Here is a 20,917-nt window from a genome sequence, read left to right on the forward strand (position 1 = left end):
CACAAGGCCCATGACTTTCACTTCCTACGCACAAAACTTCGAAGACGTCATGCTTTGGCGCGCGCTTCAGCACGTACAGAACGGCTGCTATATCGATGTCGGCGCCCAGCATCCGGTCATTGATTCGGTCAGCAAAGCCTTTTATGACAAGGGCTGGCGCGGAATCCACGTCGAGCCGGTGCTCGAATTCGCCAACCTCCTTCGCGAAAATCGCCCGGATGAAACTGTGCTGCAGGTCGCCTTGGGCGATGCTGAAGGCACCTTGTCCCTGAATGTCATTTCGGGCACAGGGTTGAGCACCGGGGTGGAGCGCCATGCCAGCAATCATCATGACGTTCACGGATTCGTCATCGAGAAATTGGTAGTGCCGGTGCTCACCATGAGATCGGCATTTCGTCACCTGCAGGGGCAGGACGTTCACTGGCTCAAGATCGACGTCGAAGGCTTCGAGAAGCAGGTGCTCGAAGGTTGGGACAGCGCGACCCTGCGGCCCTGGATCATGGTCATCGAGGCGACGGAACCGCTGTCAAGCAAGCTCGACCACCAGCAGTGGGAGCACCTGCTCTTGCAAGCCAACTACGCGTTCGTCTATTTCGATGGCCTGAATCGCTTTTATGTCGCCAATGAACACAGCGAATTGGCCCAGCATTTTTCAGCGCCTCCCAATGTTTTCGATCACGCCAGGCTCAGCGGCGAAAACAGCTCCGAATGGTCCCGCGGAATCATAGAAAGGCGCGACGAGGCGCTCAGGCAAAAAGACGAGATCGTCTCCCAAACACAGCGCGATGCGAAAGAACTCCAGGCAGTCATCGATCGGCTCAAGAAAGAGGTCGACGCCAGTGCACAACAGTTGGCAGCCTCGATCGCTCGGGCGGACGAACGCCATCGCCTGCTTCAACAGGAGGTCCAGGTCCAGCAGTTGCGCGCCAGCGAGGCCGGGAACCGTGGCGATGCACTGTATGTGCAACTCCTAGCGCACCAGCAGAGCGTTTCATGGCGCCTCACGCGGCCGCTGCGCACGGCATACGCCGCCCTGCCAGCCAGCATGCGCAATCAGGCACGCCGTGGTCTCAAGGCACTGTACTGGGCCGCGACACCCTGGAAGCTCCCGGCGCGAAAGCGGTTTATCGAGGAGCGTACCCGACGCCTCCAAGCGACAGCCGCAACCTCGGCAATATCAGGGGCCAAGGCGCCTCCCGCTCGCAGCACGCTGGACACCTACGTCGTCGGCTCCTCGACGCCCGCTGTCCTCCCCGACCACGAAGGGTTCACTGCGCCGCTGCCGGTCGGCAAGCGCACCGTCTATCTCTTCGTCGACCACACCATCTTCTGTGACACCAACACGGGCGTGCAGCGCGTCGTGCGAGGCCTGGCCTCCGGCCTCGCGCGAACCGAGGAGCGTGTGCGCTACGTCAAGTGGGACCCTTCGAGCAAGCAATGCGTGCTGATCAGTAGGGAGGACCGCGAGTACTTGGCTCACTGGAACGGCCCGCCGGTCGCACCGCAGGAGCACGAGCTCTATCTTCCTGCGGCGACCGCGTCGATGCCGGTGCCTTTGCATCGACTCGGAGCGAACAACTGGCTTGTCGTGCCCGAAGTCACTCACCTCACGCCGCATCCTGCACCGGTCACCTTGGAGCTCATCGGCTGGGCACATCGCGCAGGTTTGACAACCGGATTCGTTTTTTACGATGCGATCCCGCTGCGCCGACCGGAGCTGAAAGATACTGTGCCTCGCCATCGACAGTACATGCAGCATTTGAGACTCGCGGACGTCGTATGGGCCATCTCCGAGTGGTCGAAGGCAGATCTTCTGGCCTATTGGGCCAGGAGCGAACTTGCCACATCCAACACCATTCCCGAAGTGACCACCCTTGTGCTTCCCGGAGAGTCCATACTGCATGAACGCGTCAAGGTCTCCACGCCCAGCGAGCCTTTGATCATCAGCGTCGGCTCGGTGGAGCCGCGCAAGAACCAGGTCGCGCTCGTTCGAGCGTTCCAGGCCTATCGCGCCAGGCACCCGGACAGCCCGTGGCGCCTGGTGCTGGCCGGCAATCTCCATCCGCTGGTGGCCGACGAAATCCATGCGGCGGTGCAGCGCGATCCGGCGATCAGCTATCGCGGTCACGTAACAGACGAGGAATTGAACGCACTGTATGGAAGCTGCGCGTTCTCCGTCTTCCCTTCCGTCGAGGAAGGCTTCGGCCTCCCGATCCTGGAAAGCCTGTGGTTCGGCAAACCCTGCCTGTGCGCTGATTTCGGCGCAATGGCGGAGGTCGCAAAGGATGGCGGCTGCCTGACGGTGAACGTGCGGGACGCTGAAGCGCTTCATGCAGGTCTCGTCAAGCTCATCGAAGACGAGCGCTTTCGGCAAGACCTTTCTGATGCCGCCATCGCACGCAAGATCACGGGTTGGGTCGACTACACGGCGCAGGTTCGCGCGCGAATCGACCGCAAGGCAGACGGACGCGACGCCGTGGGCACCATCTACTACTGGGTGGACTCGACCGTGAGTTTCCCCAAGAACACCGGCATCCAACGCGTCAACCGCCAACTCGCGCGCGGCTTGCTGAATCTCGGTTTCGAGCTGGTCCCCGTCAAATGGGACAAGGGTGCACGTGCGTTCTCGGACGTTTCGCCGGACGAGAAGGCCTATCTGGCGAAGTGGTACGGTCCCGGCGCGGCACAGTGGGCGTCGCCGCCCGACTCGGCACGGCCGAACAGCTGGTTCCTGATGACAGAGCTCCCGTTAAATCTGTCGACACAGGAACAGCGCGATGTCCTCGAGCATGCACGCTCCAAGGGACTGAAGTGCGCTGCCGTTTTCTACGATGCCATTCCATGGAAGCTGCGGCAGGACTATCCCGAGCATTTCTCGGCCGCGCACCACGAATACATGGGAACACTCGCCGACTACGAGCTGGTGCTTCCGATTTCGGAGTTCAGCCGCAGCGATCTGATCCAGTTCCTCGGTTCGACCCTCGAGAGGCCGAGAAGCCTCGACACCCGCATCAAGGCGGCGCTCCTTCCGGGCGAACTGATTGAGCGCGCGCGAACCACGACGCTTCCGCAACGTGGCAATTCAGACGTCATCACCGTGCTGTGTGTCGGCACGGTGGAACCGAGAAAGAATCACCTCCGCTTGATCGAGGCTTTCGTGTCCGCTCAAAAGCGGACGAAGAAGAAGCTGAAGCTGGTCATCGCGGGACGGGAATGCGTTTCGGACCTGACAGCTTCCATCAATCAATCTATCGAGGTCAATCCGAACATCAGCTGGGAGATGCACGCGGACGACTCGCGCCTCCAGCAGCTTTACGAGACGGCGGACTTCACGGTGTATCCGTCGCTCGAAGAAGGCTTCGGGCTTCCCATCCTCGAAAGCCTGTGGTGCGGCCGTCCATGCATCTGCGCGAACTTCGGTGCCATGAGCGAAGTGGCCCACAGCGGCGGTTGTCTGACGGTGGACGTGCGAAACACCGCTGCACTTGCCGACGCCATCCTTGAGCTTAGCGAGAAAAAGACGCTCGACACGCTGACTCGCGAAGCCATCGACATCGATTTCAAGTCTTGGCACGACTACGCCTTGGAGGTTTCGCTCCAGATGGCCCAATTCGAATCGGTGGCGATCGCGAAAGACAGTGTCATGCCGACATCCGAGCTCGAGATTCGCGGAATCGAGCTGGGTCTGGACACCAGACCCAAGCTTTCCATTTGCATCAGCACCTACAACCGTGCAGAGTGGCTCGCCAAGAGCCTCGCCAACTGGTCGGCGCAGTATCCCCAGCCCGTTCCGGGCGTCGAACTGCTCGTCTGCGACAACGCGTCCACCGATCATACGGCCGAGGTCGTCAAGTCATTTCTCGGCCGGACCGACTTTTCGTACCGCTGCAATCCGGTCAATGTCGGAATGCTCGGCAACTTGCGCGAAACGGCGCACCACGCCCGCGGAGACTACGTCTGGATCATCGGCGACGACGACCTCCTAATGCCGGGGGCGATCCCGAGGGTCCTGGACACGCTAGTCGCCCATCCGGAGGTCGCGCTGGTCTATCTCAACTACGCATTCACCCGACTGGAAGACGCGCGAACCATCTCTGACTTCGAATCGTTCTTCAGGGCCGCGACGCCGATCGTTCCCGCGGAGCCCGATCTCGCCGGGCCCATCAAGACCATCTGCGCGAGAAACGAGAACTTCTTTACCGCGATCTATACCTTGGTGTTGAGGCGCGATCACGCGATCAATGCCTACTCCCAGGACACCTCCGGCCGACCGTTCTCCACGATGAAGACGGCGATCCCCACTACGCACTACGTCCTCAATCACATGATGGACGAGGCTGGCGTGTGGATCGGCACACCGCAGCTCGTCGTCAACATGAACGTTTCCTGGATGAAATACGCGCCGCTCTGGATCCTCGAACGTGTTCCAGAGTTCTATGATCTTGCGGAGGAAAAAGGTGCCGCGCCGAGTGACGTAGACCGCTGGCGCCGCCACACGGTGGGCAGCATGGAGCACTTTTTCCGGGAAATCTACGAGGACGATCCATTAAACAATGCGTCGTTCTTCCAAGTTTCCCGGCTCGTCCGGAGGTTCAAGCATCTGCAAGAATTCAGGGAGATCGAGCCGCGTCTGCGTGCCATCTACGAAACTGCTCACGTCCAAGGCCATCCGGCTGCAAAGCTTCCGCCATCGTCCGTGTTTCCGCAAATTTCAGTCATTCATTAAAAGGGGATAGCTTTGACTTCTTACCACGCGATTGATAGGTGCCGCGTCGGCGGCGCCGAAGACCTCGTCACCGTTCTCAATCTGGGCAATCAGGCGTTGACCGGCGTATTCCCCGCCAGTGCATCGGAACCTGTCACGGTGGGCCCGCTTGAGCTGGTTTGGAGTCCGAGCAGTGGCCTTCTGCAGTTGCGTCACTCGTACGAATCGTCGGAGATGTATGGCGACAACTACGGCTATCGCTCGGGTCTCAATCAATCGATGGTCGACCACCTGACGCACAAGATCGCCTACCTCGAGCGGCTCGTGCGGCCCAGCTCGGGCGACACCGTGCTCGACATCGGAAGCAACGATTGCACCACGCTGAAAGCCTACAAGACCGCCGGACTCACGCGGCTGGGCATCGACCCGACCGCCAGGAAGTTCGCCGAGTTCTATCCTCCTGAAATTCGATTTGTTCCCGATTTCTTCAGTGCCAAGGCGTACCGTTCCCTGACGGACAAGCCCGCGACGATCGTTACCTCGATCGCGATGTTCTACGACCTGGAAAGCCCCATTCAGTTTGCCAAGGAGATCGAACAGGTACTGGCCGAAGACGGCGTCTGGCATTTCGAACAGAGCTACATGCCATCGATGCTGCGGCTCAACTCCTACGACACGATCTGCCACGAGCACATCGAGTACTACTCGCTGAGCGTGGTGAAGCGAATCCTGGATGCCGCCAACCTCCGGCTGGTCGACGTCGTGATGAACAACATCAATGGCGGAAGCTTCGCCGTCACCGCCGCGAAGAAGTCGAACACCTCTCTGAAAGCCAACGATGCGGTCATCAACTGGCTGCTGGATCAGGAAGAGAGAATGGGGTTGTCGTCGCCTCGGCCGTACCGGGATTTCGAGGAGAGGGTCTATCGCCATCGCGACGATCTGGGCCGGTTGATTCGCGCGCTCGTGGCCGACGGCAAGAAGATCATCGGCTATGGCGCATCGACGAAGGGCAACGTCATGCTCCAATTCTGCGGTCTCACGGCCAGTGAGATCCCGTGCATCGCGGAAGTTAATCCGGAGAAATTTGGACGCGTGACACCAGGCACCCACATTCCGATCATTTCCGAAGCCGAAGCACGTGCCATGAAGCCCGACTACTTCCTAGTCCTGCCGTGGCATTTCAAGGATGGCATCCTGAGAAGAGAAAAGGAATACCTCGCAAACGGCGGAAAGTTCATTTTCCCGTTCCCAGAAATTGAGATCATCTGAGCAAATCGCCGACTACGCCTACCACTTTGAATTTGACTTACTTGAGATCTGAGGGATTGATATGAAGAAACGTGCGGTCGTTACCGGAATCACAGGCCAAGACGGCGCCTACCTCGCAGAGCTTCTTCTGGAAAAGGGCTACGTGGTCTATGGCACCTATCGGAGAACCAGCTCCGTCAATTTCTGGCGCATCGAAGAACTCGGCATCCAGGAAAATCCAGATCTCCACTTGGTCGAATACGACCTGACCGATCTGGGCAGTTCGCTCGGCCTCATCCGGGAGACGGCACCCGACGAGGTCTACAACCTGGCAGCGCAAAGCTTCGTGGGCGTGAGCTTCAACCAGCCCGACGCCACCGCACAGATCACGGGCATGGGCGCCCTGCATCTGCTCGAAGCGATCCGTATGACCAACCGGAGCATCCGCTTCTACCAGGCGTCTACCTCCGAAATGTTCGGCAAGGTGCAGGCCATCCCGCAGGTCGAGGACACGCCCTTCTACCCGCGCAGCCCCTATGGTGTTGCAAAGCTGTTCGCGCACTGGATGACCATCAACTACCGCGAGAGCTACGACATCTTCGGCTGCAGCGGCATTCTCTTCAATCACGAGAGCCCGTTGCGCGGTCGCGAATTCGTCACGCGCAAGATCACAGACGCCGTGGCCAAGATCAAGCTGGGCAAGCTGGATGTGCTGGAACTCGGCAACATGGGCGCCAAGCGCGACTGGGGTTTCGCCAAGGAGTACGTCGAAGGCATGTGGCGCATGCTCCAGGCCAACGAACCCGATAGCTACGTGCTCGCCACGAACCGGACGGAAACCGTTCGCGAATTCGTCGACATGGCATTCAAGGCGGCCGGCTACGAACTGCGCTTCGAAGGCAGCGAACAGGCCGAGGTGGGAATCGACACCAAGACTGGCAAAACCCTGGTTCGCGTCAACCCCAAGCACTACCGTCCCTCGGAAGTCGACCTGTTGATCGGGAACCCTGCGCGCGCCAAGGAAAAGCTGGGCTGGGAGCCGAAGACCACGCTGGAGCAACTGTGCACGATGATGGTCGAGGCGGACATTCGGCGGAACACCGCTGGCCATTCGTTCTGAGTATGTGCTTCAACGCCGGCCCGCTTTGCCGCCGCCGCCGTTGGGGCGGCAAGGTTCAATCGGCACTTGGATTGTTGACCTGTTAGTGCTCTTGGCGCCTCGGGATTGATCTCCAAGAATTTGGTAAGCGAGCCTGAACCGTGTTTTGCGGCTCGCCATCACGATGGCAACAGTTCGACGGTCAGCGAATTTTTTCACGGCGCATGAGCCTACTGTCACAGTCCAATAGTCCTGCCCGACAGGGCGCCGCCGTTCTCATCGGCAGCTTCCAGCCCTTTCACAACGGCCATCTGGCCTTGTTGCGCCAGGCGCTCGACGCCGCGCCGATCTGCGTCGTAATCATCGGCTCGGCCTTCCAGGCGCGCTCGCCCGACCATCCGTTCACATGGCTAGAACGTGCGCAGATGATTCGATCCGCGCTGTTGCCAGCGGACCGCGCACGCGTGCGATTTGCGCCAGTGCGTAATCACCATGCCGAGTCGCGCTGGGTGGCAGCCGTTCGAGAAAGTGTGGATGCTGCATTGGGCACTCAAGGGTCGCGGCTGCTTGTAGGCCACCTCAAGGACGAGACGCGCGACTACCTCAACGAGTTTGCCGGCTGGCAGTGGCACAAGGCTGAATGGGCTGCCCCTGTCACCGCCTCTGCGGTGCGCGACGCGATCTTCGACGCAGGCAGCGGCGACGCTGAATCCACTCTTCGGCAACTGGCCGATCATCTGCCCGGCAGCACCGTCGAGTTCTTGCGCGAATGGTTCAAGCAACCGGTCTTCGAGCAACTCAAGCCGGAGTGGCAAATGCTCAGGGACTACCAGGCGTCATGGGCGGGCGCGCCCTATCCTCCCGTGCTATTCACAGTCGATTGCGTGGTGCGGTGCCAGGGTTATGTCTTGTTGATCAGGCGCGGCCACGCGCCAGGCAAAGGAATGCTCGCCGTTCCGGGTGGATTCATGGAAGAGCGAGAGACCACACGACAGACTGCCTTGCGCGAACTCGAAGAAGAAACGCACCTGGATCTGCCTGCCGCCACCTTGCGTGTCTCCCTAACAGCCACCGAGTTGTTCGACCGGCCCGGCCGAAGCGGGAGAGGCCGCACCCTGACTCACGTGCATTTTTTCGACCTCGGTGACCGTGACCTGCCGGCGGTTCGCGCCGACGACGATGCCGCGGCCGTCGAGTGGACGCCCATCGCAAGGCTGCCGAACCTCGAAGGCCAGTTCATGGACGATCACTTTCAGATGCTCGACCACTTTCTCGACCTTGAGCTCGCCGCTGCGCCGGTGTGGGTCGAGGAGGGCCGCGCACAGGGCCGCAGTTAAACTTGCCCGCTCATGCAGACCCTCGCCCCTCCATCGAATCGCCTGCCTTTCGAGAAGACCTTGCAGGCAAAAAGAATCCTGGTGACCGGCCATACCGGATTCACCGGAAGCTGGGCGTGCCTCTGGCTGAAGAGCATCGGCTGTGAAGTCGCGGGGCTCGCGCTTCCTCCGGAAACCAACCCTTCGCTGTTCGAGGCCTTGGGACTGGCGTCCGACATGCCTTCTCTTTTCGGCGACATCTCGGATCCCGCGGTCGTGCACGATGCCATCGCACAGACGCGACCCGAACTGATTCTTCATCTTGCCGCTCAGCCGCTCGTGCGGCGCGCCTATCGCGACCCCGCGCGAACCTTCATGGTGAACGCGCAGGGAACGGCGCATGTCCTCGATGCCGCCAGACAAAGCAAGGACGTGCGGGCCGTGCTGTGCATCACCACCGACAAGGTGTATCGCAACAATGAGTGGGTGTGGCCGTACCGCGAAGACGACGTGCTGGGAGGCAAGGACCCGTACAGCGCATCCAAATCAGCGGCCGAGTTCGTCATCCAGAGCTTCGCAGCCTCCTACCCGTGGCAGAAGGGCGAAGGCCCAGCCATCGCAACAGCGCGCGGTGGCAATATCGTCGGCGGCGGCGACTGGTCCGAAGACCGATTGATTCCCGATTTCGTGCGTGCCGTGACCGACGGCAAGAAACTCACGCTGCGTTATCCCGACGCCACGCGCCCCTGGCAACATGTGCTGGCGTTGGTACATGGCTACCTGCTGCTCATGGCGGGCCTCGTCTCGGAAGACCCTGCCCCCTTTGCGCAAGCCTGGAATCTCGGGCCTGCCGATCCGCGCGAGTTCACCGTGCGCCACGTGCTTGAGATGATGTCCTCGGCCTGGAGGCGACCGGACGTCGACTATCTTGACAATCCGCTGCCGGAAGCACGCGCCCTCGCGCTCGACAGCAGCAAGGCACGCCACAGCCTCGGGTGGCAGTCGCCCTGGGATACGCCCCGCGTCATCGAGGAAACCGCTCGCTGGTACCGGGACTACGACGCCGATCCGACGCGTGCGCGCGACAACACGCTCGCTCAGATCCAGGTCCTGCGCGCCGAGCTGGCCGCGGCACCATGAATCTCATCCTCGGAGCCAGCGGTCGCCTGGGCCGCGCCCTGAGCTCGCAGTACGACGCACAGGGCGTCATCGCGCCGCCGCGCACCGTGTACCAGGAGTGGTGGCGCCCGGACTCCTTGCCCGCGATCACGCGCTATCTCGCACTTCAAGTCCGTCGCGTCGACGTCATCTTCGTCGCGGCCGGCATCATCGATCCTGCCGCTTCGGCGGCAGAGCACGAACGCGTCAACACGCAACTGCCTCAGCAGGTGATCCGGGCGGCGATACCACTCGGTATCCGCGTCGTCACGTTCGGGACCGTGATGGAAACGGTCATGCGCAGCATTCCTTCCGCGGGTTACGTTGCAAGCAAGGCGGCGTTGAGCGCGTTCGTCGAACGGCAGGCGCAGGCCGGGGCGCGTGCCTTGCATTTGCGCATCCACACGCTCTACGGCGGCGGACAGCCTGCACCCTTCATGTTCGCGGGGCAAATGCTGACGGCACTGCAGACGCGCACGCCGTTTCGAATGTCCCCCGGAACTCAGTTGCGGGAGTATCACCACATCGACGACGAGAGGCCGGCGATCGCGACGCTCGTCGGCGACCACACCGCAGGCATCGTCGAACTGAACCACGGCGATGCCGTTCCTCTCGCGGAGATCGCCCGGAGCACCTTCGCCCGTTTCGGCGCAACTGACCTTCTGAGGATCGGTGCCCTGCCCTTGCCCGCCAACGAGACACCGGGCGTGCGCTTCGCGCGCTCCACGTCACTGGCGAACCATGCCTTTCGCGACGTGCGCGTCGCGATGGCCGAGGACCTTGCGGCGTACCTGTCCGGCCCGAAAGCAGTCGCATGACGCTCATCACGCAAACGCCGGAGCCGCTCCGGCCACTCATTTCGCTGTCCATCCCGGTTCTGAACGAGCAGGACAACCTGGACGCGCTGTACACGCGCCTCCGCGCGCTCGGCGAGCGCATGGCCGACCGCTGCGACCTCGAGTTCGTGTTCTCGGACAACCATTCGAGCGACGCGACTTGGGCCAAGCTGGCGGAACTGTCCCGGCACGATCCGCGTGTTCGCGCCATCCGGTTCTCGAAGAATTTCGGGTTCCAGCGATCTATCCTCGCGAACTACATGCACACGCGCGGCGACGCCATCATGCAGATCGACGCCGACCTGCAGGATCCTCCCGAGCTGCTCGAGAACTTCTACGAACACTGGCGTGCCGGCTACCACGTGGTCTACGGCGTTCGCCGCAAGCGGCAGGAGGGCGCCTTCATCAACGCGTTCCGGAAGCTAGGATACCGCCTGATCGACCTGATCAGCGACCATTCGATTCCCAGGGACGCCGGCGACTTCCGCTTGATCGATCGAAGGGTCGTACAGGCCTTGCTGCAGCTTAAGACGGCGAGCCCTTACCTGCGCGGCATGATCGCGGGCCTCGGCTTCAACCAGATCGGCGTCGACTACGAGCGCCAGGCGCGCGTCGCCGGCGAAAGCAAGTTCGGCGTGGCACGCCTCATCCGACTCGGTCTCACTGCGGTCTTCAATCATTCGACGGTGCCTTTGCGCCTCGCCTCCATCGCGGGCATCGGCATGCTGCTGTTCAGCGTCGCCGGAGCGATCTACTACATCGCACTCAAGATGATGCAGCCCGAACTGCCGCGAGGGCTGGCGAGCATCCATATCCTCGTCCTGTTCGGCATCGGTCTGCACTCGCTGCTGCTCGGCATCGTGGGTGAGTATTTGCTGCGCATCTACCTGATCCTGCGCGCCGAACCGGTCGCCATCGTCGAGAACAGCCTCAACATCCCGCATTCCGATCTGAAACTTTGACCCATTCGAACCTATGAAAGCAGTGATCCTGGCTGGCGGACTCGGAACCCGCATCGCAGAAGAATCCGACCACCGGCCCAAGCCGATGGTCGAGGTGGGCGGCCGTCCGCTTCTGTGGCACATCATGAAGACCTATGCCCACCACGGCGTGAACGATTTCGTCATCTGCCTGGGCTACAAGGGCTACGCGGTCAAAGAGTTCTTCTTCAACTACCACCACCACACGGCGGATCTCGAAATCGACCTGAAGCAAGGCACGCATCGCGTGCTGAACAGCCAGGCTGAGGACTGGCGGGTCACCCTGATCGACACCGGCGCCGAAACCCTGACTGGCGGTCGTCTCAAGCGCGTCGCGCCCTATCTCGGCGACGAGACCTTCTGCCTCACCTATGGCGACGGCCTGGCAGACATCGACATCTCGAGCGAGATCGAGTTCCATCGCCGGCACGGCAAGCTCGCGACCGTGGCAGCCGTGCAGCCGCCTGGCCGATTCGGCGTACTCAACATCGATGCGAACCACAGCGTGAGTTCTTTCGAGGAGAAGCCGAGCGACGAGATCGGCTGGATCAACGGTGGATTCTTCGTGCTGGAGCCGCGCGTCATCGACTACATCACAGGCGACGCGACGTCCTGGGAGCGTGAACCTCTGCAGAACCTCGCGCGCGACGGCCAACTCGCTGCGTTCGAGCATCATGGCTTCTGGCAACCCTGCGATACGTTGCGGGACAAGCGACAGCTCGAGCAACTATGGGAATCCGGCCAGGCACGATGGCGAGTCTGGCATGGCTGATGCGCGCACGCGCGGCCGTGGGACGTGGGTATCTCTCGCCGTCGGGATCGCGGTTTCGCTCGCATGCCTCGGCTTCATCGTCCAGAAGGTCGACCTGGAAGAGGTTCGCCGTGCCCTCTTGCGCTTCGATCTGCGCTACCTCGCGCTCGGCGTCCTCTGCCTGGCGTTCGGCTACGTGATCAGGATCCTTCGATGGTCGAAGATGCTCAACGCGGTCGGGGCGCACGTGCGCTTTCGCGAGTGCGCCGCACCATTCCTGGGCTCCATCGCCATCAACAACGTACTGCCCCTGCGGCTCGGGGACGTGGTACGGGCCCTGGTCTTCCCGATCTCGATCGGTGTTCCGCGGAGCATGTCGACCAGCAGTCTCATCATGGAGCGGCTGGTCGACCTGATGACGCTCATCCTCTGGCTGGCCCTGAGCCTCGCCCTGAGTGTCCAACTCGAGACCCCGGCCTGGCTGAAAGAAACCGCCGTGACGCTCGCAGTCGCCGGATGCCTGGCTTTGCTCCTGGCGTTCGCGTTCAGCGGCGCCATCGCCCGGCAACTCAGCTCCTCCACGAAGCGCCCGATTCAAGCGATCGTGGTGCTGCTGCAAGGCTTCGATGCCATGACGCGTCCACGCGTCATGGCGATGCTGTTCGGGCTTTCGCTTCTGGTCTGGCTCGGCGAGGCCGGACTCTTCTACAATCTGTTGCTCGGCTTCGGCTTCGAGGCCACGCCGTCGGCGGCCATCGTCATCATGGCGATCGCTACCTTGGCGACGCTCGTGCCTTCCTCTCCAGGCTACGTCGGGCCGTTCCACCTGGCAGCATTCGCCGGCATTTCCCTCCTTGGCGGCACCAATGAGCAAGCAGCCAGCTTCGCCGTGCTGTCGCATCTCGGTCTCTGGGTGCCGACAACTCTCGCCGGCGCGGTGGCGATCGCCGCCGCGCCCCAAATGTTCAAAGGTCTCCGTCGCATGCGGGACCAACGCGTTGCCTAGCAGCGCCACCACACAAGATGAAGCAGTATGACGTCGTAATCGTGGGCGGGGGCTTTACGGGCCTGACCGCCGCTTATTGCCTGGCCAAGGCCGGCAAGACCGTTCGTGTGATCGAAGCCGACAGCGCTCCCGGCGGGCTGGCGGGCACCTTCGAATTCGGCGACGGGGTCAAGCTGGAGAAGTTCTACCACCACTGGTTCAACAACGACGTCTACGTGCCCGAACTCGTCAAGGAGCTGGGCATGGAAGGGGACGTCATCACCCTGCCGTCGCGCACCGGCATGTACTTCAACGGCCGCATGTGGAAGCTGTCGACACCGATCGACCTGCTGCGCTTCAAGGCACTGCCCTTCATCGATCGCATCCGGCTGGGTCTGCTGGTGCTGCAGGTGCGGCGCGTCAAGGACTGGCGAACCATCGAGCATCTGAGCATCCGTGAGTGGCTGGAGCCGCTGTGTGGAAAGACGGTCTACCGGATCGTCTGGGAGCCGCTGATCCAAGCCAAGTTCTCGGTGTTCGCGGAGGCGGTGAACGCCGTGTGGTTCTGGAAAAAGCTCGTGCTGCGCGGCGGCACGCGCGACAAGAAGGGTGGCGAGGAACTCGCCTATTTCAAGGGCGGCTTCGGCCGGCTGGCCGACGCTCTGGTCGCGGCCATCCGTCAGCTGGGAGGCGAAGTGAGCCTGGGTCAAGGTGTGAGCGCCATCCGGGCGGAAGGGGAGCGCGTGCTGTCGGTGAACACGCCGGATGGCGAAATCGCAGGCAAGCAGTTTCTCTTCACACCGGCCTTTCCGATCATTGCCGACCTCTTCGAGCCGATTGCCAGCCCTCAGTGGATTCAGTCCCTGCGCCGCATCAAATACCTGGGCAACATGTGCCTGGTGCTCAGGCTCAAGCGCAGCCTGTCGGACACGTACTGGATGAACGTCAACGATCCAGGATTCCCTTTCGTCGGCGTCATCGAGCACACGAACTTCGACGACCCGAAGAACTACAAAGGTAGCCGAATCGCGTTCTTGTCCCGCTATCTGGCCGTCGAGGATCCCGTCTGGTCGTACAAGGACGATGAATACCTGCAGTTCGCACTGAAGCATCTCGTGCGCATGTTTCCAGACTTCGACGAATCATGGATTCTCGAACATCGTGTTTGGCACGCGGAGTTCGCACAGCCGGTGACCGAGCGGGACTACTCCTCCTACGTGCCAGGCTCCGGTACCCCTTTCAGCAACGCCATGATCTCCACCATGGCCCAGATCTACCCCGAAGACCGGGGAACGAACTATGCGATCAGGGAAGGCCGGGAAGTCAGTCGGCAGATGCTCGCACTGCTCGCCGGCAACGCGGTGAAGAAGACGCCAGTGGAGGCGGGCTCAAGCGTGATAAACGGCGTGGTGTCCGCATCCTCGAACACGACGGGGGCTTAGCTTGTTCGAGTTTCGACATGCAACGGTCCACGCGGCTGCGATCACCGGCTTGATTCTTCTGTTCGGCGCGAACGTCTATTCTGGAAGCATTGATGTCGCCGCCCATTTCGTCTTGGCCGACTTCCTGACCAAGTACGACGTGAGCGCGCTGGCGAACAACCCTTCGCTCAGTTCGATGGCCTACTACCCCCGGGGGTCGCACTGGCTGGCAGCCGCGATCGGGTTCATCACCGGCTCCACGTTCTCGGCAATGTGGCTGATCTGCATCGCCGCGGTCTACCTCGCCTACTACGCCATGTCGCGCTTGGCGCTTGCCGCCGGCGGGTACGTTTGTCTGATTGTCTTTCTCGCCACTGCGCTGGCCATGCGGATCAGCGCAGCAGTGACGGGCTACGAGATCTTCGCCAATTTCTTCTATTCGCAGCTCGTCGGCACCACGGTGTATTTCTTGCTGCTGCTGAGCCTCGCGAGAATCTCGGAGCCCACGTCTATCGCTGCGACCTTAGCGGTTCTCCTGGCAGCGACCGTCCTGATGACTATTCATGCGCTTCCCGCGTTGAATCTCGTGGGCACGTATGGCTTGTTCCTCGCATTGCGTGCTGCGCTCAATGCGATTGACTCGCGCAAGCTGCAACTCAAGCAGTGGATCAAGCCCGTGGCATTCGGTGCATGCTGCCTGGTTCTCATGGCCCTGCATCCATCTCTCGAGGCCATGAAGAAGCTTTCCTCGAATGACGGCTCCCTCAACTTCGGCCTCAGCCCACTGCTGATGTTCGGCGTTGCGTTGCTCGTTGCGGCGATCGCTCTGCTCCGACTCGTGCGAGCAAGGATGGGCGCCAGAAGCACCGTCGACATCCTTCTCGTCGCTGCGCTCATCACATCAGCCGTCCTGGTCGCTGCGCAGTTGACGTTGTTCTGGCTTCGAGGCGATGGTTCGCTATATGCGATCAAGAAGCACTTTTTCTTCCTTGTTCCGCTGACACTTCTAAATACGGCCAGATTGATCTCTCTGGCGGCCCCAGACATCTGGCGACCGAAGCATGAGTTCGCGACGCCGGCTGTCTTCGGATTGGCAATGACATTCGCGCTCTATGGGCTCGCTCAGCCGATGTCGATGCGCGCCGTGCTGAAGCCGCTCAACTTTGCGCAGCGAGCCGTCGATGGCGCCTTCGGGGAGTTCAAGCCCAACGAAACAGTCGTCATTGCCAGCGATGTCGATCGGGTCACACGACTCATGATCGACCTCGCGGTCTTCAAGCTCACGTTCGATGACGAGGCGCTTCGCGTTATCGACGGCAGCTTCGACGTAGCGCAAAAATCCTTCGTCATGATCGACAACTCCAAGAAGCTGAGGGAGAAGTGCGCTCAACCTCAGGCGCAGAATGCGGACTACGCGATCGTGCCGACAAGCTGCTTGCTGCAGCTCCCGCTCAACGAGGAAATCTCGTTCACACAGGGCCAAGGATCTGGGTTGTATCTCAGAAGCGGTTGGTGGCCTCCGGAGGACTGGGGCGTATGGAGCAGCGGACGCTCCGGCGTGCTCCAGTTCATGTTGCCCGACACGGCTAAGGGCAACGATCTCGTGCTGACTTTCGATCTCAACAGCTTTCCACCACGCGCCGAGTCCACTCCCGTTGTCGGCATCGTGGTCGATGGGCAAGCCTTCAAGTTCGAATTCCACGGCGTCCAGTCGGTGAACGTGAAAGTCCCGAAGATTCTGACCGAAGACGGAAGACTCGTGATCGAGCTGATCAATGAACGACCGACAACGCCCAAGGCGGTCGGCTTCAATGAGGATGGTCGACTGCTGGGTGTCGGACTGCGTTCGATGAAGGCGCGGCGCCTGTTGAACTGAGGCGTACCTCCGCCGCTGGCGAGCGGCGTCCTAACGTACCCGCCTGAGATACCCCTCGGGCGCCACACTGACCAGCAGCTTGCTATCGATCGTGCGATCGATCTCGAAACGCGGGTCGGTTTTCAGGTAGGCATGCACGGCGGTCTTGGGATTGTCGCCAGGGCCCCACGGTCTGTCCGGAAAGAACTCTACGGGCAGGTCCTCGACGACGGTGTCGAAGACAACGCAGTAGCTTCCGACCGTCACCAACGGTGCGTAGGCCTGGAGTTCTTCCAGGACATGCGAATAGGTGTGGTTGCTGTCGAGGCAGACCAGAACGCTTCGCTTGCCGGCCGCCCGTCGCGCCACCTCCGCGACGATGATGGGATCGACGCTCGAGCCCTCGATCATCGAGATGCGACGGGCCATCGGATGGGCCTCGATGGCCTGTCTGTTATGGGGGCGAATGTCGATGTCCAGGCCCAGCACCTGGGCATCGGCCGGTCCTCCACAGGACGCATTGAGTTCGAGCATGGAGGCCGAGAAGATCAGCGACCCCCCGTGCGCGATGCCCGTCTCGATGACCAGATCAGGCTGGACTCGCCAGATGATCTCCTGCATGGCGACGATATCCTGCGGATATTGGATGATCGGTCGCCCCATCCACGAGAAGTTGTACGAATAGCCAGCCTTGATGGAGGCATCCATCAAGGCCTTGGCATCCTTCTGCAGGCCCGCGTTGGCCGCGTTGGCCGCTATGCGGCCTGCCACTTCATCATCAAAGTTCATTGTTGTCTGCCTTTACCAAACGAAAGCGCTGCGCAGACTGCGCTGCGATTTCGTCGAAATAGTTGGAATTCATCACGAAGACCAGCGAGCCCGCCGGCAAGACTTCGATGGCGCGCGCCGGAGAGACGATCTGCCCACCCGTCCCGGCCATGAACTTGCCTTGCTTGACGGGATTGATATCAATGCCCAGGTCGACCTCGACGCCGGCGAGCGCCATATGGTGCATGAATATCACGCCCTTGGAGGATGCTCCCCAGATCGCCTTGTTCCCCGTGAAGGCGCGCGCGATGTCTCGGCACTGCCAGATACCCGCCATGAAGTCGGCAGGAAAGTCGAACTCCGCGTCGGGTCCACCCGCCGGCTGCCGCAGTGTTGCAAGATCGGCAACCACATACAGGTACTGCCCACCGAATACGTGGCCCATCTCATCGATGCGACCGAACATGCGGTTGAAATCATCCGCGCGGAAATAGTTGACGTGCTCGTAGAAGATATCGAACCAGGCTCGTCGCGTCCGAATCCAGGCCAGGCAGGGCACTTCGATATAGATGCGGCCGCGCCCGCCGTTCGCTCGCGCGATTTCGCTCAGAAAGTGCACCGGGTCCTGGATGTGCTCGAGCACATGCCTTAGCACGATCGCATCGGCAGACAAGCCGAGTTCAGGCGAGAAGGCGGCCTTCACGACATGGGGGCTGTCACCCTCATAGGCGGGATCGACACCCTTGGCGTCATAACCGGCGTCGCGCAGGTGGCGCAGAAAGTACCCTTTGCCGCAGCCGACCTCGATCAACGAAGGTTTGACGAAATTACGCGCAACGATCGCGAGGACGTCATCGAGATGGCTTCGAAAGACGGATGAGCAAGCCTGCTCGTTCTGGTAGTCCGCATCGTACTGGAGGAGCCCTGGGTCGAATGCGCGGTTGAAGACGAGTCCCGTGGCCGCATCCTGCACCAGATCCATGGTGCCCCGCGGAGAGGCTCTCGCAGACTCGGCGCTCGGATAAACGCGATTCTGCAGAACCGGCAAGCCGTCGATGCGCAGCAGCTCCTTGCGGTTCACGCACCCTCCTTCAGCAAGCGCTTCAGCTTTGTGTCACGACCCCAGAACGCCATGGGTTCATGCGTCGGATACGAATAGTGTCCCAGCTCCAAGCGGATGGACGATCCGAGAGCGTCGCGCCAGCCCTCGACCAAGGCGCGAACGGAGATGGGGTGCCCCGAGCAGACATTCACAATGCCTGCGCCCGGCGCATGGAGAGCAAGCGACACCAGGCGCTTTGCGACTTCCGTGACGTGCAAGTAGTCACGTAGCTGCTGGCCTCCGGACATCGGGAAAGCGGACTCTCCGTTGCTGATCGCGGCCATAAACTGGGCGAACAGCGACGACGAGGGTTGGCCCTCACCGTACATGTAGAACAAACGCGCCCAGGTCAGCGCGAACTCTTTCTCCTGCGCCAGGAATTCAAGCTGACGCCGCAATGCATCCTTCGCATGGCCGTAGGGATTGGAGGGTTCGGTTGCCAGTTCCTCGTCGAGTTCTCCGGACTGCATTCCGTACTCAAAGCATGTCCCGACGGACAGCAACGACGGGAGCCCGGCCTCCACCAGCGATCTCAGAAATCGAAACTGCTCGGGGAGATGCGGATCGAAATGATGCAGGGATCCATAGCGGGGCAACCCATTCCATGCGAGGTGCACGACGATGTCAGGCCGTCCCATCCGTTCGAAGGCATCGGGAAGAGGCGCGGCGAGATCCAGTATCAGGTGTTCGAAAGGCTTCGGGAGCCACTCGCCCGGCGCGCCCCTGGACACTGCCAACACATCGACGCCGGTCTGCCCGGCCAGCACCTGCAGGACATGGCGGCCGACAAAGCCGCTTGCACCAGTGACGGCGATTCTCATTCGACCTGCAGCTTCGGTACTGCGCATACGAACTTGCCGCCCCATTCCCGCACATAGGCCAGTTGGTCGAAGACTTCCGTCCGCAAATTCCACGGAAGTATCAACACAAAGGCGGGGCGCTCTCGCCGCAGATGCGATTCATCGAGGATGGGGATGCGGCTCCCCGGCATGAAGTGCCCTTGCTTTGCGGGATTGCGATCGATCACCCAGGGAAGCAGGCTGGGCCGGATGCCTGCGTAGTTGAGCAACGTGCTCCCCTTGGCGGCGGCGCCATAAGCCCCGACGGCATGGCCGGAACGACGGGCCTCGACGAGAAAGGTCAGCAATCCGTCGCGGATATCGTCTGCCCGCCGCTGGAATCCTTCGTAGTAGACCGCGGTCGAGAGGCCCGCCGACGTTTCGATGTCCAGCAGGCGCTTCACGGCCGGTTCGATGGCGCGGGTGCCGGCATCACGCCGCTGTGCGTAGACCCGCAGGCTGCCGCCATGGGTCGGCAACTCCTCGACATCGAAGACGCTCAGGCCGTTGGCGTCGAACATTCGGCTCACCGTCGCGAGCGACAGATAAGAGAAATGTTCGTGATAGATCGTGTCGAACTGACAATCCGCCACCAGTCGCATGAGGTGCGGGAACTCGAAGCTTGCGACGCCGCTCGGCTTCAGAAGCCGCGCAAAGCCTCCGATGAAATCGTTGATGTCCGGCACATGCGCAAGCACATTGTTGGCAATCGTCAGATCGGCCGCGCCACCGGCTGCAGAGAGTTCCTGACCTAGCACCCGGCCAAAGAATTTCTCGACCACCTTGATGCCCTTGGCACGCGCGGCGCTGGCGGTGCTGGTCGTCGGCTCGATGCCGGTACAGGGAATGCCCGCTTCTTGCACGAACTGAAGCAGGTATCCGTCGTTCGACCCGATCTCCACCACATGGGACGCTCCCGACAGGCCGAAACGGCGCACGGCCTTTTCGACGAAACGCCGACTGTGGTCGAGCCAGGTCGTGGAAAACGAACTGAAGTAGGCGTACTCGCTGGAGAAGAGCTCGGCGTAGTGCGCATAGTCTTCGGTCTGCACCAGCCAGCATTGCGTGCAGGTGAAAACTCGCAACGGATACCAGCTTTCCGGTTGCGCGAGTTGCGTCTTTTTCAGATAAGCATTCGAAGGCGGCGAGGTGCCCAGGTCCATGAAGGGAAGGCTGAGCTCCGCGTGGCAATGGCGGCATTTCATCTAGAGGCCTCTGAACGCAGGGACGAGATGCGCCTGCTTGGAATCACGCTCGGAGACGTCGGCGAACGGCAAGGGCCAACGAATCGCAAGGGCGGGGTCCGTCGGGTTCAATCCGCCTTCGGATCCGGGTACATAGGGCGTGGTGTGAAGGTATAACAATTCCGCGTCGTCGCTCAAGGTTTGAAAGCCGTGCGCGAAACCCTTCGGTATCAGAAGGCTCCGACCATTGTCTGCACTCAGGGTCTCTGCATGCCAGTGAAGAAAGGTCTCGGACCCGCGTCGCAGGTCCACCGCGACGTCGAACACAACGCCCCGTAGGCAACTCACCAGCTTGTCTTCAGCATGAGGAGGGTGCTGGAAGTGCATCCCTCGCACCGAGCCGGTCCGGCGCGTCAGTGTGTGATTGATTTGAGAGACCGGTAGCGCGAAACCGGCATCCCGCAGTTCCTCGGCGCAGAACAGGCGGGAGAAGAAACCTCGCGCGTCCTGCTGCTTCTGGCGCTCGATCAGCTTGAGACCGGCCAAAGGTGTATCGATTACGTGGAACCTGGACATGACGATGGCGGGATCAAGGACTTGTGAGCGATCTGCTCGGTAATATTCGGAGGGCTTCGCAATCGCCGCTGGAATTGCAAGCTCCCGACCA

16 protein-coding genes are annotated in these 20,917 nt (G+C 61.3%); 11 read left to right on the forward strand and 5 right to left on the reverse strand.

Features of this window, described 5'->3' with window-relative positions; genetic code table 11:
* Window positions 1–10: 10 nt before the first annotated feature.
* The 11 genes from ACSQ9I_RS26845 to ACSQ9I_RS26895 all read left to right on the forward strand — a co-directional run bounded on the left by ACSQ9I_RS26845 (window position 11) and on the right by ACSQ9I_RS26895 (window position 16,378).
* Window positions 11–4,726, forward strand: a complete 4,716-nt coding sequence (locus tag ACSQ9I_RS26845; RefSeq protein WP_436315112.1) for an FkbM family methyltransferase — start codon at window positions 11–13, stop codon at window positions 4,724–4,726.
* A gap of 12 nt (window positions 4,727–4,738) precedes the next feature.
* A complete protein-coding gene (locus ACSQ9I_RS26850; protein WP_436315113.1) occupies window positions 4,739–5,977 on the forward strand; it encodes a class I SAM-dependent methyltransferase in 1,239 nt (412 codons plus the stop codon).
* Window positions 5,978–6,038: 61 nt separating this feature from the next.
* Window positions 6,039–7,076, forward strand: a complete 1,038-nt coding sequence (gene gmd, locus ACSQ9I_RS26855; RefSeq protein WP_436315114.1) for a GDP-mannose 4,6-dehydratase — start codon at window positions 6,039–6,041, stop codon at window positions 7,074–7,076.
* Window positions 7,077–7,279: 203 nt separating this feature from the next.
* Window positions 7,280–8,392 (forward strand): NUDIX domain-containing protein, encoded by a 1,113-nt coding sequence (locus tag ACSQ9I_RS26860; protein ID WP_436315115.1) that lies wholly within the window; start codon window positions 7,280–7,282, stop codon window positions 8,390–8,392.
* Window positions 8,393–8,404: 12 nt separating this feature from the next.
* Complete coding sequence (gene rfbG, locus ACSQ9I_RS26865; protein WP_436315116.1) at window positions 8,405–9,511, forward strand: CDP-glucose 4,6-dehydratase; 1,107 nt, start codon at window positions 8,405–8,407, stop codon at window positions 9,509–9,511.
* Window positions 9,508–10,347, forward strand: a complete 840-nt coding sequence (locus tag ACSQ9I_RS26870; protein ID WP_436315117.1) for an NAD-dependent epimerase/dehydratase family protein — start codon at window positions 9,508–9,510, stop codon at window positions 10,345–10,347. Before rfbG ends, ACSQ9I_RS26870 begins: the two co-directional genes overlap by 4 nt.
* Window positions 10,344–11,327, forward strand: a complete 984-nt coding sequence (locus ACSQ9I_RS26875) for a glycosyltransferase family 2 protein (RefSeq protein ID WP_436315118.1) — start codon at window positions 10,344–10,346, stop codon at window positions 11,325–11,327. The genes ACSQ9I_RS26870 and ACSQ9I_RS26875 overlap by 4 nt, the downstream gene beginning before the upstream one ends.
* Before the next feature lie 13 nt (window positions 11,328–11,340).
* Window positions 11,341–12,117, forward strand: coding sequence for a glucose-1-phosphate cytidylyltransferase (gene rfbF / locus ACSQ9I_RS26880; protein WP_436315119.1), 777 nt, complete (start codon window positions 11,341–11,343; stop codon window positions 12,115–12,117).
* Complete coding sequence (locus tag ACSQ9I_RS26885) at window positions 12,110–13,102, forward strand: lysylphosphatidylglycerol synthase transmembrane domain-containing protein (RefSeq protein ID WP_436315120.1); 993 nt, start codon at window positions 12,110–12,112, stop codon at window positions 13,100–13,102. Before rfbF ends, ACSQ9I_RS26885 begins: the two co-directional genes overlap by 8 nt.
* Window positions 13,103–13,119: 17 nt before the next feature.
* Complete coding sequence (locus tag ACSQ9I_RS26890) at window positions 13,120–14,523, forward strand: NAD(P)/FAD-dependent oxidoreductase (RefSeq protein ID WP_436315121.1); 1,404 nt, start codon at window positions 13,120–13,122, stop codon at window positions 14,521–14,523.
* A 1-nt stretch (window position 14,524) separates the two neighbouring features.
* Window positions 14,525–16,378, forward strand: coding sequence for a hypothetical protein (locus ACSQ9I_RS26895; RefSeq protein ID WP_436315123.1), 1,854 nt, complete (start codon window positions 14,525–14,527; stop codon window positions 16,376–16,378).
* Window positions 16,379–16,408: 30 nt separating this feature from the next.
* Here the strand turns inward: ACSQ9I_RS26895 and ACSQ9I_RS26900 are convergent, their stop codons facing one another.
* Genes ACSQ9I_RS26900 through rfbC form a run of 5 tightly spaced genes read right to left on the reverse strand, consistent with a single transcriptional unit; the run spans window position 16,409 to window position 20,826 of the window.
* Window positions 16,409–17,146, reverse strand: coding sequence for a cephalosporin hydroxylase family protein (locus ACSQ9I_RS26900; RefSeq protein ID WP_436315124.1), 738 nt, complete (start codon window positions 17,144–17,146; stop codon window positions 16,409–16,411).
* Entirely contained in the window at window positions 17,136–18,206 is a 1,071-nt protein-coding gene (locus ACSQ9I_RS26905) for a class I SAM-dependent methyltransferase (RefSeq protein ID WP_436315125.1), read from the reverse strand. Before ACSQ9I_RS26905 ends, ACSQ9I_RS26900 begins: the two co-directional genes overlap by 11 nt.
* Window positions 18,203–19,048 carry an NAD-dependent epimerase/dehydratase family protein gene (locus ACSQ9I_RS26910; RefSeq protein ID WP_436315126.1) on the reverse strand — a complete coding sequence of 282 codons (846 nt, stop codon included), beginning with the start codon at window positions 19,046–19,048 and terminating at the stop codon, window positions 18,203–18,205. The genes ACSQ9I_RS26905 and ACSQ9I_RS26910 overlap by 4 nt, the downstream gene beginning before the upstream one ends.
* The gene (locus ACSQ9I_RS26915) at window positions 19,045–20,271 is read right to left on the reverse strand and encodes a methyltransferase domain-containing protein (RefSeq protein WP_436315127.1); all 1,227 of its coding nucleotides are present in this window, start codon (window positions 20,269–20,271) and stop codon (window positions 19,045–19,047) included. Before ACSQ9I_RS26915 ends, ACSQ9I_RS26910 begins: the two co-directional genes overlap by 4 nt.
* A complete protein-coding gene (gene rfbC / locus ACSQ9I_RS26920; protein WP_436315128.1) occupies window positions 20,272–20,826 on the reverse strand; it encodes a dTDP-4-dehydrorhamnose 3,5-epimerase in 555 nt (184 codons plus the stop codon).
* Window positions 20,827–20,917 lie beyond the last annotated feature (91 nt).

Source organism: Variovorax sp. LjRoot84 (assembly GCF_964254305.1).
Lineage (GTDB): Bacteria > Pseudomonadota > Gammaproteobacteria > Burkholderiales > Burkholderiaceae_C > Variovorax.

Excerpts from the sequence above, each read along its gene's own strand:
- ACSQ9I_RS26845 (WP_436315112.1), top strand. The coding sequence starts at position 11 with ATGACTTTCACTTCCTACGCACAAAACTTCGAAGACGTCATGCTTTGG.
- ACSQ9I_RS26900 (WP_436315124.1), bottom strand. The coding sequence starts at position 17,146 with ATGAACTTTGATGATGAAGTGGCAGGCCGCATAGCGGCCAACGCGGCC.
- ACSQ9I_RS26915 (WP_436315127.1), bottom strand. The coding sequence starts at position 20,271 with ATGAAATGCCGCCATTGCCACGCGGAGCTCAGCCTTCCCTTCATGGAC.
- gmd (WP_436315114.1), top strand. The coding sequence starts at position 6,039 with ATGAAGAAACGTGCGGTCGTTACCGGAATCACAGGCCAAGACGGCGCC.
- ACSQ9I_RS26910 (WP_436315126.1), bottom strand. The coding sequence starts at position 19,048 with ATGAGAATCGCCGTCACTGGTGCAAGCGGCTTTGTCGGCCGCCATGTC.
- ACSQ9I_RS26890 (WP_436315121.1), top strand. The coding sequence starts at position 13,120 with ATGAAGCAGTATGACGTCGTAATCGTGGGCGGGGGCTTTACGGGCCTG.
- rfbC (WP_436315128.1), bottom strand. The coding sequence starts at position 20,826 with ATGTCCAGGTTCCACGTAATCGATACACCTTTGGCCGGTCTCAAGCTG.
- ACSQ9I_RS26870 (WP_436315117.1), top strand. The coding sequence starts at position 9,508 with ATGAATCTCATCCTCGGAGCCAGCGGTCGCCTGGGCCGCGCCCTGAGC.
- rfbF (WP_436315119.1), top strand. The coding sequence starts at position 11,341 with ATGAAAGCAGTGATCCTGGCTGGCGGACTCGGAACCCGCATCGCAGAA.
- ACSQ9I_RS26860 (WP_436315115.1), top strand. The coding sequence starts at position 7,280 with ATGAGCCTACTGTCACAGTCCAATAGTCCTGCCCGACAGGGCGCCGCC.
- ACSQ9I_RS26885 (WP_436315120.1), top strand. The coding sequence starts at position 12,110 with ATGGCTGATGCGCGCACGCGCGGCCGTGGGACGTGGGTATCTCTCGCC.
- ACSQ9I_RS26875 (WP_436315118.1), top strand. The coding sequence starts at position 10,344 with ATGACGCTCATCACGCAAACGCCGGAGCCGCTCCGGCCACTCATTTCG.
- rfbG (WP_436315116.1), top strand. The coding sequence starts at position 8,405 with ATGCAGACCCTCGCCCCTCCATCGAATCGCCTGCCTTTCGAGAAGACC.